The sequence below is a fragment of the Actinomycetota bacterium genome (assembly GCA_009923495.1).
Taxonomy (GTDB): Bacteria; Actinomycetota; Actinomycetes; order S36-B12; family UBA5976; genus UBA5976.
In genome coordinates, this window is the sequence record RFTJ01000004.1 from 54,381 (window position 1) to 67,736 (window position 13,356).

At 46.9% G+C, this 13,356-nt stretch carries 14 protein-coding genes; 7 read left to right on the forward strand and 7 right to left on the reverse strand.

The features are described from left to right. Positions 1–2: 2 nt before the first annotated feature. The 7 genes from gyrA to dnaA form a co-directional block, all read right to left on the reverse strand. The gene (gene gyrA / locus EBS36_02815; protein ID NBU32086.1) at positions 3–2,555 is read right to left on the reverse strand and encodes a DNA gyrase subunit A; all 2,553 of its coding nucleotides are present in this window, start codon (positions 2,553–2,555) and stop codon (positions 3–5) included. Next, positions 2,555–4,522, reverse strand: coding sequence for a DNA topoisomerase (ATP-hydrolyzing) subunit B (gyrB, locus tag EBS36_02820; protein ID NBU32087.1), 1,968 nt, complete (start codon positions 4,520–4,522; stop codon positions 2,555–2,557). Before gyrB ends, gyrA begins: the two co-directional genes overlap by 1 nt. Before the next feature lie 120 nt (positions 4,523–4,642). Then, a complete protein-coding gene (locus EBS36_02825; GenBank protein NBU32088.1) occupies positions 4,643–5,152 on the reverse strand; it encodes a DUF721 domain-containing protein in 510 nt (169 codons plus the stop codon). Further along, positions 5,139–6,257, reverse strand: coding sequence for a DNA replication/repair protein RecF (gene recF / locus EBS36_02830; GenBank protein ID NBU32089.1), 1,119 nt, complete (start codon positions 6,255–6,257; stop codon positions 5,139–5,141). The genes EBS36_02825 and recF overlap by 14 nt, the downstream gene beginning before the upstream one ends. Next, positions 6,257–7,387, reverse strand: coding sequence for a DNA polymerase III subunit beta (locus EBS36_02835; protein NBU32090.1), 1,131 nt, complete (start codon positions 7,385–7,387; stop codon positions 6,257–6,259). The genes recF and EBS36_02835 overlap by 1 nt, the downstream gene beginning before the upstream one ends. A 206-nt stretch (positions 7,388–7,593) precedes the next feature. Next, a complete protein-coding gene (locus EBS36_02840) occupies positions 7,594–7,827 on the reverse strand; it encodes a hypothetical protein (GenBank protein NBU32091.1) in 234 nt (77 codons plus the stop codon). Positions 7,828–7,866: 39 nt separating this feature from the next. Then, positions 7,867–9,306 carry a chromosomal replication initiator protein DnaA gene (gene dnaA / locus EBS36_02845; protein NBU32092.1) on the reverse strand — a complete coding sequence of 480 codons (1,440 nt, stop codon included), beginning with the start codon at positions 9,304–9,306 and terminating at the stop codon, positions 7,867–7,869. Positions 9,307–9,490: 184 nt separating this feature from the next. On the opposite strand from dnaA, the gene EBS36_02850 reads away from it, so the two are divergent. From EBS36_02850 to EBS36_02880, 7 genes are all read left to right on the forward strand, one after another. Beyond that, a complete protein-coding gene (locus EBS36_02850) occupies positions 9,491–9,628 on the forward strand; it encodes a 50S ribosomal protein L34 (GenBank protein ID NBU32093.1) in 138 nt (45 codons plus the stop codon). Between the two features lie 6 nt (positions 9,629–9,634). Further along, positions 9,635–9,964: a ribonuclease P protein component gene (gene rnpA, locus EBS36_02855; GenBank protein NBU32094.1), complete on the forward strand. Its 330-nt coding sequence runs from the start codon at positions 9,635–9,637 to the stop codon at positions 9,962–9,964. Positions 9,965–9,977: 13 nt separating this feature from the next. Then, positions 9,978–10,298: a membrane protein insertion efficiency factor YidD gene (gene yidD, locus EBS36_02860; protein NBU32095.1), complete on the forward strand. Its 321-nt coding sequence runs from the start codon at positions 9,978–9,980 to the stop codon at positions 10,296–10,298. Beyond that, positions 10,295–11,203, forward strand: coding sequence for a membrane protein insertase YidC (yidC, locus tag EBS36_02865; GenBank protein NBU32096.1), 909 nt, complete (start codon positions 10,295–10,297; stop codon positions 11,201–11,203). Before yidD ends, yidC begins: the two co-directional genes overlap by 4 nt. 47 nt (positions 11,204–11,250) lie before the next feature. Continuing rightward, positions 11,251–11,718, forward strand: coding sequence for a single-stranded DNA-binding protein (locus EBS36_02870; protein ID NBU32097.1), 468 nt, complete (start codon positions 11,251–11,253; stop codon positions 11,716–11,718). A 60-nt stretch (positions 11,719–11,778) separates the two neighbouring features. Next, positions 11,779–12,378, forward strand: coding sequence for a 16S rRNA (guanine(527)-N(7))-methyltransferase RsmG (gene rsmG, locus EBS36_02875; GenBank protein ID NBU32098.1), 600 nt, complete (start codon positions 11,779–11,781; stop codon positions 12,376–12,378). Positions 12,379–12,476: 98 nt separating this feature from the next. Continuing rightward, positions 12,477–13,352 carry a ParA family protein gene (locus EBS36_02880; protein ID NBU32099.1) on the forward strand — a complete coding sequence of 292 codons (876 nt, stop codon included), beginning with the start codon at positions 12,477–12,479 and terminating at the stop codon, positions 13,350–13,352. The last annotated feature ends 4 nt before the right edge of the window (positions 13,353–13,356 follow it).

The following is a 13,356-nucleotide window of genomic DNA, read 5'->3' on the forward strand; positions in this document are numbered from 1 at the left end:
GCTTACTCCGACTCAGATGTTTCTTCAGTTACCTCTTGGGCATCCAAAACTTCAACATCGGTTGGTTCGTCAAGATTTAATTCCTCTAGTCGTGCCAATGTCTCTGCTGATGACCTAGCAACTGCGACTACCTGGTCCTCATCGGCGACTCTCATCAACGAAACGCCCATGGTGTCGCGACCAGCTGCGCGAATTTCATCAACACGAGTGCGAATCACAATGCCATTTGAAGCAATCGCAAATAATTCATCATCGCCTTTACAAACAAGTGCGCCAGCGAGCCCGCCCCTGCGTTCGACTAAACGCATTGCCCGAACGCCTTGATTTCCGCGTCCCATAGAGCGCCACTCAGACAACTCGGTGCGCTTTGCCCAACCTCCATCAGTGACAGTAACGAGGAAGTCTTCAGCATTCGCAACTTCGAGAGACAACAGGAAGTCGTCTTCAGACTTGAACCGAATTCCTATTACACCAGTTGCACTACGACCCATCGGACGCAAAATTTCGTCAGATGCATGGAAGCGGACCGAGTAACCAAGTTTGGAAACTAAAATGACATGATCCTGCGCGCTTACCAACTGAGCACTAACGAGTGTGTCCTCGTCTTTTAGGTTGATCGCAATCAATCCAGTACTACGCGGTGAATCGTATTCGGTTAGTTTTGTCTTCTTCACAATTCCACCACGAGTTGCCAAGACCAAATACGGAGCTTGTTCGTAACTCTTCAGATCTAATACCTGGGCGATCTCTTCATCTGGTGCTAACTGTAAGAGGTTGGCTACATGCTGGCCACGAGCATCGCGACCAGCTTCGGTCAATTCATAAGCTTTAACCCGGAAAACTCGACCCCGGTTAGTGAAGAACAAAATCCAGTTATGTGTCGTGGTGACAAAGAAATGGGCAACCACATCGTCTTGCTTAAGAGCCGCTCCCTTCACGCCTCGACCCCCACGGCGCTGTGCCCGATAGAGTGCCGCCTTAGTTCGCTTTACATAACCGTCTGCGGTAATAGTGACGACGACTGGCTCATTTACAATCAGATCTTCGTTAGTTACTTCATTTTCGTCCGCAACAATCTGCGAGCGGCGCTCATCACCAAACTTCGCCACTATTTCGGCTAACTCTTCACTGACAATCGTGCGCTGGCGGATAATGCTACCCAAGATGTCTTGATAGTCGGCAATTTCAGCCATCAACTTGTCATGCTGGTTCTGCAGTTCGCTTGCTTCTAGTGCTGCAAGCTTACGTAGTTGCATATCCAAAATTGCTTGTGCCTGAACTTCGTCAATCTCAAGTAGATCTTGTAGGCCTTGTTGAGCAACGGCTGCCGATGCTGAACCACGGATTAATGCAATCACTTCATCGATTCGGGATATAGCTTTGAGTAAGCCAATCAAGATGTGGACGCGCTCCTGCGCAATGCGAAGTCGGTAGGCAGTGCGTCGCTGGATAACTTCAATCTGATGCGCAATCCAGTTCGTGACAAACGCATCGACAGTGAGTGTGCGCGGCACGCCATCAACAAGCGCCAGCATGTTTGCGCCGAAATTGTCCTGTAGTTGAGTGTGTTTGAACAGGTTGTTTAAAACAACTTTTGCGACTGCATCGCGCTTGAGAACAATGACGATGCGCATTCCAGTGCGCGAACTTGTTTCATCGATGATGTCTGCGATGCCAGAAATCTTTCCTTGATCGTGCAGTTCAGCAATGCGTGAAATTAAGTTGTCCGGATTTACCTGGTAGGGCAATTCGGTGACAACTATGACAGTGCGCCCGCGTTTATCCTCGGTGATCTCTGTGACAGCGCGCATGGTGATGGACCCACGACCAGTGCGCTGGGCATCTTGTATCCCTCGTCTGCCAACAATTAATGCGCCGGTTGGAAAATCTGGTCCGCTAATTCGCTCCATGAGTGCTTCGAGTAACTCTTCGCGACTTGCCTCGGGATTTTCTAAAGCCCACTGCACGCCAGCGGCTACCTCGCGCAAATTATGCGGTGGGATGTTGGTTGCCATTCCCACGGCAATACCCGAAGATCCGTTAACCAACAGGTTTGGGAAGCGAGAGGGCAGTACAGTCGGTTCAAGATTTTTGCCATCATAGTTTGGAGTGAAGTCGACGGTGTCTTGATCGATGTCGCGTACCATCTCCATCGCAATTGGCGCCAAGCGGGCCTCAGTGTAACGAGCAGCAGCTGGCGAGTCGTTTCCTGGCGAGCCAAAGTTTCCCTGACCTTGCGCAAGTGGATAACGAAGCGACCAACTTTGGGTTAGACGAACCAAAGTATCGTAGATGGCACTGTCACCATGCGGGTGATACTGGCCCATCACTTCACCAACTACACGAGCGCTCTTATTAAATGCTCGGTCTGGTCGGTATCCGCCGTCATACATTGCATAAATAACTCGACGATGTACTGGCTTTAACCCATCGCGAACATCCGGTAGCGCGCGTGAGACGATAACACTCATCGCATAGTCAAGATAGGACCGCTGCATTTCTACATGCAGGTCGACTATTTCAATCTGGTCGTTGGTTTCTGAAATTTCAGTCATTAAATATCCAAGAAGCGTACGTCGCGAGCATTGCGCTGGATGAAAGTGCGGCGACTTTCGACATCTTCACCCATAAGTGTTGAAAAGAGCTGGTCTGCTTGCGCAGCATCATCAACCGAGACTTGCAGTAGGACTCTACGTTGTGGATCCATGGTCGTTTCCCAAAGTTCTTCTGCGTTCATTTCGCCAAGACCCTTGTAGCGCTGAATGTCTTCATTACGAAGTTTCTTGCCAGCAGCTAGTCCAGCTTCAACAACTTCGTCGCGCTGACGATCACTGTAAGCATAAGCAGGCGCTTCCCGAGACCATTTAATTTTGTACAGCGGTGGTTGCGCTAGGTAAACAAAACCACCATCAACTAGCGGTTTCATGTAGCGGAACAAAAAAGTTAGTAGCAAGGTGCGGATGTGCTGTCCATCGACATCAGCATCAGCCATCAAAACTACTTTGTGATAACGCAACTTATTTATGTCGAATTCGTCCTGAATTCCAGTACCAAACGCTGAAATTAGCGACTGAACTTCGGTGTTTGCCAACACTTTATCGAGTCGGGTTTTTTCAACATTCAAAATCTTTCCGCGAATTGGCAAGATAGCTTGGGTACGTGGATCACGTCCTTGACCCGCAGAGCCACCGGCTGAGTCCCCTTCAACAATGAACACTTCACACTCGCCAGGCTCAGTGCTAGAACAGTCCTTAAGTTTGCCCGGCAGTCCGCTGCCGCCAAGTAGGCCTTTTCGGTTGCGAGCTAAATCACGGGCTTTGCGTGCTGCTAGTCGAGCAGTTGCTGCCTGCACTGACTTGCGGGCGATCTCTTTACCGTCGCTTGGATTTTTCTCAAACCATTCGCTCAGTTGCTCATTTACAACTTTCTGAATAAAAGCTTTGGCTTCAGTATTCCCAAGTTTTGTTTTAGTTTGCCCCTCAAACTGTGGCTCACGCAGTTTAATGGAAACTATTGCCGTTAAGCCTTCGCGCACATCTTCACCTGAAAGGTTCGAATCTTTCTCTTTCAAGATATTCCAGTCGCGGGCAAATTTATTAACTAGCGAAGTTAATGCCGCACGGAATCCTTCTTCGTGCGTGCCACCTTCAATTGTGTTAATCGTGTTAGCAAATGTGTAAACCGATTCGGTGTAACCATTACTCCACTGCATCGCGATTTCAGCACTAAGGCCGCGATCATCATCTTCGGTAGCAAACTCTATGACTTCATGATGGATTGGCGCTTTTGTGGTATTTAGATGTCGAACAAAGTCTGCGATGCCGCCTTCATAAAAATAAGTTATGGTTCGGTTTCCACGCTCAATTACTTCTTCGCCTTTTTCGTCGGTGCCTAGAAAGGTAGCCACTCGTTCGTCAGTTAGCGTTAAAGTAAGCCCGCGATTTAAAAATGCCATCTCTTGGAAACGTCGAGCTAAAGTATCAAAGTCATAGTGGGTTGTCTCAAAAATGTCGGCATCTGCCCAAAATGTAACAGTTGTTCCGGTTTGATCGGTTTTACCGCCTTTGGCTAAGTCGGCGCGCGGTACGCCATGGTCATAAGACTGCGTCCAAATTGCACCCTCGCGCTTTACTTCTACATCGACATGCGTTGATAGCGCGTTCACTACCGAGACACCTACGCCGTGCAAGCCGCCCGAAACTGCGTACCCGCCGCCGCCAAATTTTCCTCCTGCGTGCAAAACCGTAAGCACAACTTCAACAGCCGGTTTTCCTTCTGATGGAACAATGTCCACAGGAATTCCTCGGCCGTTATCCCGCACCCGCACTGCGCCATCAGCCAAAATCGTCACGTCTATGTGAGTGCAATGTCCTGCTAATGCTTCATCAACTGAGTTATCGACTACCTCGTAAACCAAGTGATGGAGTCCTCGTTCACCGGTAGAACCGATGTACATTCCAGGGCGTTTACGAACAGCATCCAGGCCTTCTAAGACCTGGATGGCACTGGCGTCATAAGACACTAGTTAGCCTTCCAGTTAGTGGGATAAAACCCCCGATATTCAGCAGAAAATAGGGCCACTGGATGTCGGGTTTGAGTACCTTAATCCTATCGGTTTTCTGGTCAATTTTTGTTGAAAAAACTACCCATATGTGTCACGTGGACCGCGACCCGAAACGCTGCGCAAGCCATGCTTCCAAGACGGCGCTGTCGGACCTAAAACTTTGATCTCAGTGATTGTTCCGCTACCAAATTCTGCATCAATCTTTTCTTCGATTGTTGAAAGCATCAGTCGAATTTGAGTCGCCCAAGCAGTTGATTCTGCGCGTAGGACTAGCACTCCTGAGCTCCCACTTGAAGCTAAATCTAAAGTTTCAATTTGAACATGATTAGCAATGTCATCCCCAACAAGTGCTGGCCATAGTGTTTTCACTTTTCCAGCGACGATGTTTAGATCCCAGCCTCTAGTCACAATCAGGTGGTCGATCAACATCGCTAATGTTGCTGGGTCGCGCACATCTGGACCGGGGCCACTTCGTTGGTCGGCTGCTACTCGGTTCGTTGTGTTGCTTGAACGCGGTTGAATGCCTCGGCGAAGTCGAGCTCGACTAAGAACTGATTTAAGAAACTCTTGCTGGCTACTGGTCAGCATGAGTCAACTCATCTGGTAGCCAATAATTAGTGGATTTAAGTTCATCTGGGATGTCTTTGGTGTCTGCAACAGTGATTAGAGTTTGTTCAACAGCAGAAATTACCGAAATTAATCTTGATCGGCGACGGGCATCTAACTCAGCGAAGACATCGTCGAGAATTAAAATCGGATCAGACTCAAATTCTCTAAGCACTGCAAATGTTGCTAGCCGAAGGGCAATCGCCACTGACCAAGATTGGCCATGTGACGCAAAATTGCGAACCGGTGCACTGTTTAATTCAAGTAACAAATCGTCTCGATGTGGTCCTGACAATGTTTGGCCGCGAGATATTTCTTCTTTAATTCTAGATTCTAGGGCTGTTTGAAGTTGGTTTGATATCTCCGTTAAGTCCCTGGCATTTTTGGTCAGCCAGCTCGCTTGATAGCTTGCTTGAATGGGTTCGGTCGCGCCACTTATTACATTTCCAAATTCAGTTAAGTGCGGAACTAATTTTTCTATTGCGTTGAGACGATTAAAGACAAGCTCTGCGCCAAATTTGATTAGTTGCTCATCCCAAGCACTAAGTGTTGCTTTTGCGGTTTCGCCTAATGGCCGACCGGCAGCCGACTTAAGTAGGCTGTTTCGCTGTTTTAACGCTTTTTCATAATCATGTTTTACTTCAACAAGCCTCGGGGTCTGCAAAATTAGGAACTCGTCAAGGAAATTTCTTCGCGAAGCTGGCTCATTTTTTACTAGATTTAAATCTTCGGGTGAAAAAATTACGGTTTGAATTATCCCTGCAACATCTTTTGGTTTTCGTGTTTGCGAGCCGTTAACTTCAAAGGTGTTTGGCTTCTCACGGTTAATTGTGACGGTAACTTTTGCTTGTCGGTTTTGTTTTTGTGCACAGAGTTCTATGAAGGCGCTATCGCAGTTATGTTTAATTAGTGGACCATCTTGATTCACTCGATGGCTTTGCAGTGTCGAAGTGTAATGAATTGCTTCGATCACATTTGTTTTTCCAAGGCCATTTCGGCCGATGATTGCCGTGCTTCCTGGTGTTAGTTCTAAGCGAAATAACTCGTGGTTTCGAAAATTAACCAGTCCGATTGAATTTATTCTCATTAGTCGAGTCGGCGAGGCAGTAACAAATATTTATGTGCATCTTTGGCCGGGCCATTTATTTCAGATAATCCGGTTAGGAGTGCTGGTTTCATTGGTTCCTTCAATTCAATTTGTGTGAACGGCTCATTGATTGAAGTTAGACCTTCGATTAAAAAGTGTGGGTAGAAACCAAGAGTAAGTGGCTCCCCAACTAGAGAGCTTTCAAGATACTCACGGGCCTCTGATCTTTCACCAACTCCACCAGCCCCGAATACACAAGTTTCTCCATCGGAAAAACTCAAGGCGATTGGCGAATTGTTGTCTAGTACGAGCGAGACACGCTTCACGGTTTCAATAAGTTTTGCCGTGTCTATCTGAACTGTCGAGGTTGTTTCGAATTCCAATAACGATTTATAGGTGGGGAAAGATGTGGCTATAGTTCGGCTAATTGTTTGTCGGTAACCGGCGGTGATTCCGATTAAGCCCTCGTTTCCCTGGGAAAACGAGAGTGTTATTTCTTCGGTTCCTGAAATAGATTTTGCTACATCAACGATATATTTTGCTGGCACTAATGCTGTAGTAGAAATTTTGGTTGATATTGGTGACCAGTTTAATTTTGCAACAGCTAGTCGGTTACCATCTGTGGCTGCGAGCTCCATGTTGTCGCCTTCGATGATGAAGTTTATTCCTGTTAGATGTTGTCTAAAGTCATCCCGAGCTGCCGCAACACCAATTTGTGAAATAAGTGTGGTGAATTCTTTTGAGTTTACAGTTCCTGAGGGTTCTGGAATTTCTAGTGCTGGTGGATATTCTGCGGTTGGCATGGTTTGTAAAGTAAATGATGATCTACCACTTGTGATTTCCACCCTGGTTCCTGTTGCAACAAAGTCAATAGGTGCGGCAGGTAGCGCTCGCATGATGTCAGATAGGAGCCGACCAGAAATTAGCACCTCGCCTGGTTCATAAACATTTGCATTAATTACCTCTTGATTGCGTACATCCAAATCTGAACCTGAAATAGTTAATTTGTTATCTGAAGCAACAATGTGAATTCCGCGCAAAATTGGTTGCGTCGGCCGTTGAGGGATTACCCGCCCCACCCAAACAGCAGCTTCGGCGATTAAATCTCGATCGACTTGAAACTTCACAATAAATTCCTTAAAAGATCAATATGTTTTGGTACTTAGTACTTTAGTGAGCCTCAATGTTGGCACACACACCAGACAAGTATCAATAAAACACAAAATTACAAGACAGATTTTGTTATCTACAGGTCAGTTGGTTGTCGGTCAGCAGATATATATCTTTTTCGTAGTTGTAGTAGCACCCGTGGAAAGTGTGGAAAAACGACATTTACTCAATAACCAAAAGTATTTTTAAGCGGTATAACCTTGTGGATAACCAACAGGCTTATCCACATTAACTCTAAAGCCAGAAGGTTATCCACAGTTATCCACAGGATTTTGTGGACGTCCCAAAGGTTGTTAGCAGGTTTCCTACAGAACGAAAACAACCAAAATTTAACACTAGCTTTTATCCACAAAGTTATCCACAATGTGCATATATGCAACTTCTGGTTCTTTATTGACATAATGTGCAAAATTACACATTTAACAATATTTACCTAAATCTAGCGCGGCTGAGCCTTAATCCGAGCTGTTAAGTCACTTACTTGGTTGTAGAGGCTGCGGCGTTCGGCAATAAGCTGGCGAACCTTACGATCTGCGTGCATAACTGTCGTGTGGTCGCGGCCACCAAACTGTTGACCAATTTTTGGCAGTGATAAATCAGTAAGTTCACGGCACAAATACATAGCGATCTGGCGCGCGGTAACCAGTGTTCGTGACCGGCTAGCGCCAGTTAAATCCTCTAGTGTCACACCAAAATAATTTGCCGTCTGAGCCATAATTGAACTCGCTGAAATTTCTGGTCCACTTACATCGGTAATTAAATCTTTTAAAACAATCTCTGCCAGATTTAAATCAACTGGTGCCCGGTTCAAGCTAGCAAATGCAGTTACTCGAATAAGTGCGCCTTCAAGTTCTCGAATGTTTGTTGACATTTTTGAAGCAATAAATTCCAAAACATCTTGAGGGGCACTCAATCTTTCTTGAGCGCATTTTTTCCGAAGGATCGCAATACGAGTTTCTAAGTCCGGTGGCTGTACATCAGTTGGTAACGCACTAGCAAACCTAGAAACCATCCGATCCTCAAAACCCTGAAGTTGTTTTGGTGGCAAGTCCGATGTAACCACAATTTGCTTATTGGCATTAATCAATGTATTCCAAGTGTGAAAAAACTCTTCCTGCGTCTGGACTTTTCCACTCAAAAACTGAATGTCATCAACAAGCAAAACATCAATATCACGGTACTTACGCTGAAATTCTTTTGCCCGGTCATCGCGGATTGAGTTAATGAACTGGTTGGTGAACTCTTCACTACTTACGTATCGAACTTTTGATCCGGCATAAAGTGTTCGCGTGTAATGCCCAATTGCGTGTAGTAAATGCGTCTTGCCAAGACCAGACTCACCATAAATGAATAGTGGGTTATAAGCCTTACCTGGAGCTTCGGCGACGGCGCGAGCAGCAGCATGAGCAAATCGGTTTGAGGCACCCGGCACGAAAGTGTCAAAAGTATATTTCGGATTTAGTCGACTTCCTTCTTCATCGGTACGTGGTGCGGGTGCGGGTCCGCGTGAAGCTTGTGGCGGCAAAGCTGGATTTGGATCCGAAGTAAGTTCAGCGGTCTCAATGTCAGCATATGTTGAGTCAGCCAAATCGTCAGTTGCATCATCGTCTAGTTCCGGTGCAATTGATTCATCTACGGTTACCGCTAGTCGCACTTCACGACCCAAAGTTGCAGAAAGTGCATCACACACAATTGGACTTAATCGACTCTCTAAGACATCTTTTGTAAATTCATTAGGTGCTGCGATCAACGCTGTGTCACCGACTAAGCCAAGGGGGCGAGTTAAGGTGACAAATGCCCGTTGCTGGGCGGTCAACGCACCTTTAGAAAGTGACTCGAGTGTTTGAGCCCAAATATCAGTTAAATCAACACTTTCCATAGATTTCCCCTCACAATATCCACAGGCTAGAAGTAGCAGACTACGACCTGTGGATAAATTTGACAAGCGGCTGTGCAAAAAATTTAAATGCTTAGGTTTTAAGTGGCAAACAACCCAGTTTGACCAGCAGAGACAGACCGCGTATCTTTGTGATGTTAATTGACTTCCCGAAAGAGCTGCAGAAATGTCAAAGCGTACCTTCCAGCCGAATAACCGTCGCCGGGCCAAGACTCACGGCTTCCGTGAGCGCATGAGCACCCGCGCTGGCCGTGGCATTCTTTCTGCCCGCCGGGCAAAGGGTCGCGCCCGCATTTCAGCGTAAACTGCAATGCTTCCTGCCGCCCTGCGGCTTGGCAAATCGCCTAAAATCGCCGAAACTTTAAAATCGGGTCGCCGTTATGCCAGTAAATATTTCGTTCTTCACGTAGTTAGAACCGAAGATCAATGTGCCACCTTTGCTTTTGCCGTCAGTCGAAAAGTTGGAAATTCTGTTGTTAGGCATCGAATAACTCGGCAATTACGCCAAATTGTTACGCAAAACCTGGAAAAAGTACCCGCTGGTAGTCGAATTGTGGTGCGCGCCTTACCGGAAGTGGTAGATGCACAATTTACAGATTTGAATCGGGCGTTCACTGAGACAATTAGCAAAGTTCACTAATAGGTTTATTTCAATGATCAAAGCACTATGGCAAACCACGTTTGGGCGAGTTTTCAAATTCGTAGTTATCTTGCCAATCCGCGGTTATCAGAAATTTATTAGCCCTATGTTTGGTCCCACTTGCCGTTACTATCCTTCGTGTTCCACTTACGCCATACAGGCGGTTACTACACACGGAGCAATCAAAGGTATTCTGTTAGCCGCGGGGAGATTACTTCGGTGCCATCCCTGGGCGGCCGGTGGTGTTGACCCAGTTCCAGAAAAAGGAACTTGGAGAAGCTCAAAAGTAATTGAAATTTCAACTAATAATGATAGGCAGGTAAGTCAAGGATGAATCCGATTAATTGGCTGGAAACCATAGTCGCGAGTATTTTGACGTTCTTCCATCGCATCCTGTCAATAATCTTCTTGCCATCAAGCGGATGGGCTTGGGGCTTATCCATAGTTGGCCTAGTGGTTTTAATTCGAATCTTGCTAATTCCACTTTTCGTTAAGCAAATCAAGAGTCAGCGCAACATGCAGCTAATTCAGCCAAAAGTCAAAGAGATTCAGAAAAAGTATGCCGGCGACCGGGAGCGAACTTCCCAGGAACTAATGAAGCTCTACAAGGAAACTGGCACCAATCCACTTTCAAGTTGCTTGCCGATTTTGGCTCAAGCACCAATTTTCTTTGCCCTGTTCCAAGTTTTGCAGGGGATCGCACAATCCCATCCAAAAGGCGGAATGTCCAGTGAATTAGTGGACTCGGCACATAATGCAACCATCTTCGGCGCTCCGCTTTATGCGACCTTTACTCATCGAGGTACTACTGCGAGCCCAGCTGCGACAGCTTGGGTCACCGTCATTTTAATCATCTTGATGACTGCCACTACCTTTCTAACCCAGCGTCAATTAATTGTTAAGAACTCAGCCCCAGATAACCCAATGGTGCAGCAGCAGAAAATTTTGCTCTATGTTTTCCCATTTATTTTTGCCATCTCAGGCATCAACTTTCCGGTTGGTGTGCTGCTTTACTGGCTGACAACAAACATCTGGACGATGGGCCAGCAGTTCTATGTCATTCGTAATAGTCCGCAACCGGGAACTCCCGCTGAAGCGGCACTCAAAGCACGAAAAGATGCCAAGGCTGCTAAAAAATCGGGACCAATCACCGACTCTGAAAGCTCGCCCACCCCGGATACAGAATCAAAGACTCAACGCAACCAACCAACCCGAAAGTCTCGCAAGAAGAAAAACTAGGTTTCACGTGAAACGGTCAACCTCCGTTTCTCATAGAAAGGGACAACATGTCTGAAAAATCTGAATTACTAGAACAAGAGGGCGATATCGCCGCCGATTATCTGGAAGGCATCTTGGATATCGCCGATCTTGATGGCGACATCGACATGGATGTACAAAACGGTCGAGCGATGGTCAGTATTGTTGGCGCTGAATTAACTCAGCTAGTGGGCGATAAAGGTAAAGTTCTAGACGCACTTCAGGAGCTCACCCGCCTTGCAGTGACTCGAGAAACTGGTGAGCGTTCTAGATTAATGCTCGACATCTCAGGCCATCGAGAGAAAGTACGAGCTGAGTTAACGATTCTCGGCCAAGAGACCGCTGCCAAAGTCTTAGAATCAGGCGAGCCAATTAAGTTGCGTGTAATGACGTCTTTTGAACGCAAAATTGTCCATGATGCGGTTGCCGAGGCTGGCGCGAAGAGCGTTTCCGAGGGCGAAACCCCTAATCGCCGAATTGTCGTTCACCCTGCCTAGTTGCCTAGCTAATCCACGAAAGCAAAATGGACTAGTTTTTCAAAGTGGTGGTTGTTTCACGTGAAACATCAAAATCTTCTAGATCAGTACCCTGCCGTAGCACAGCAACTTAGTTCATATGCCCATTGGCTAGAAACCGAAGGCGTGATTCGCGGTTTAATTGGACCTCGCGAAGTGGACCGGATTTGGGATAGACATTTAGCCAATTGCGCTGCAGTTGCTGAGCTTATTCCTGCTAGGGCAAAAGTAATCGACATTGGTAGCGGTGCTGGTTTGCCAGGATTAGTGCTGGCAATAATTCGCCCAGATTGTGCGGTGACTTTAGTTGAGCCACTTCTACGCCGAAGTGAATTTCTGCAGGAAGTAGCTTCGGATCTCGGTTTAGCGAATGTTGCCGTTTTGCGAGCTAGAGCAGAGCAGGTTACCGAGCAGGCTCAAGTTGTCACAGCTCGTGCGGTAGCTCCATTAGCAAAGTTGTTAGGCCTAGCTATGCCGTTAGTTGCGCCAGGCGGAGAGTTACTTGCGATGAAAGGCAGTAATGCTGCCGGTGAAATCGAGCAGGCAGCTGAAGAACTTAAGGGGTTGTACGCGCAAATTTGCCAGGCGGGGCAAGGTTTAGTGTACCCGCCTACTACGGTAGTTCGAGTAGTTCGCAACTAAATATTCGTTCGTAACCAAGCAAATAAATTTACCTGGGTGGCACCGTCAGGCGTGTCTGCTAAATACAATATGCTTACCGCAGAAGGTGGGGCCAAAACATGGATTTCAGCCAAGAAGATACGCCATTGGCAGCAGCAGCGGCTGCTGCCGTCTATGTGCGCACTGGTCTAAAGGGCAGTTTTCCAAAGCCAAAGCACCCTAGGGTTTTAACAGTCGCAAACCAAAAAGGTGGAGTGGGAAAAACGACATCAGCAGTAAATCTCGCTGCTTCAATGGCCCTAGGTGGATTAAACGTTTTGGTAATAGATCTTGATCCACAGGGAAATGCATCGACCGCACTAGCGGTGGACCATCAAGAAGAGGCCGTAGGAACATATGACGTGCTTGTGGATGGGGAGCCAATAACTCAATGCATGTCGCCTGCTCCTGGCTATGAAAGCCTTTGGTGTTTACCGGCCTCGTTAGATCTTGCCGGTGCTGACATCGAGTTAATCACTAGTTTCTCTGAAACTGAACGGCCATTTCTGTTGCGCAAGGCCATCGCTTTACTGCTTGAAACCAATGATTTTGACTACATTTTTGTAGATTGCCCGCCGAGTTTAGGCATGCTCACGATCAATGCTTTAGCTGCCGTATCTGAGGTTTTGATTCCAATTCAGTGTGAATTTTATGCTCTTGAAGGTGTTCAGCAGCTACTCAGAACAATTGAGTTCGCACGGGATCGACTAAACCCAGAGTTAGCAGTAAGCACAATTTTGCTAACCATGTTTAACTCAAGGACTAACCTCTCCTTGCAGGTGGCAGAGGAAGTCCGAAGTTACTTCGGTGAGCTAGTCCTGGCAACCGCCATCCCAAGATCAACCTATGTGGCTGAAGCTCCATCATTTGGTCAAAGCGTACTAACTTACGACCCGGGCTCCACTGGTGCGGTTGCGTATTTGGCGGCCGCCCGGGAAATTGCAGCACGCGGATAGAAAA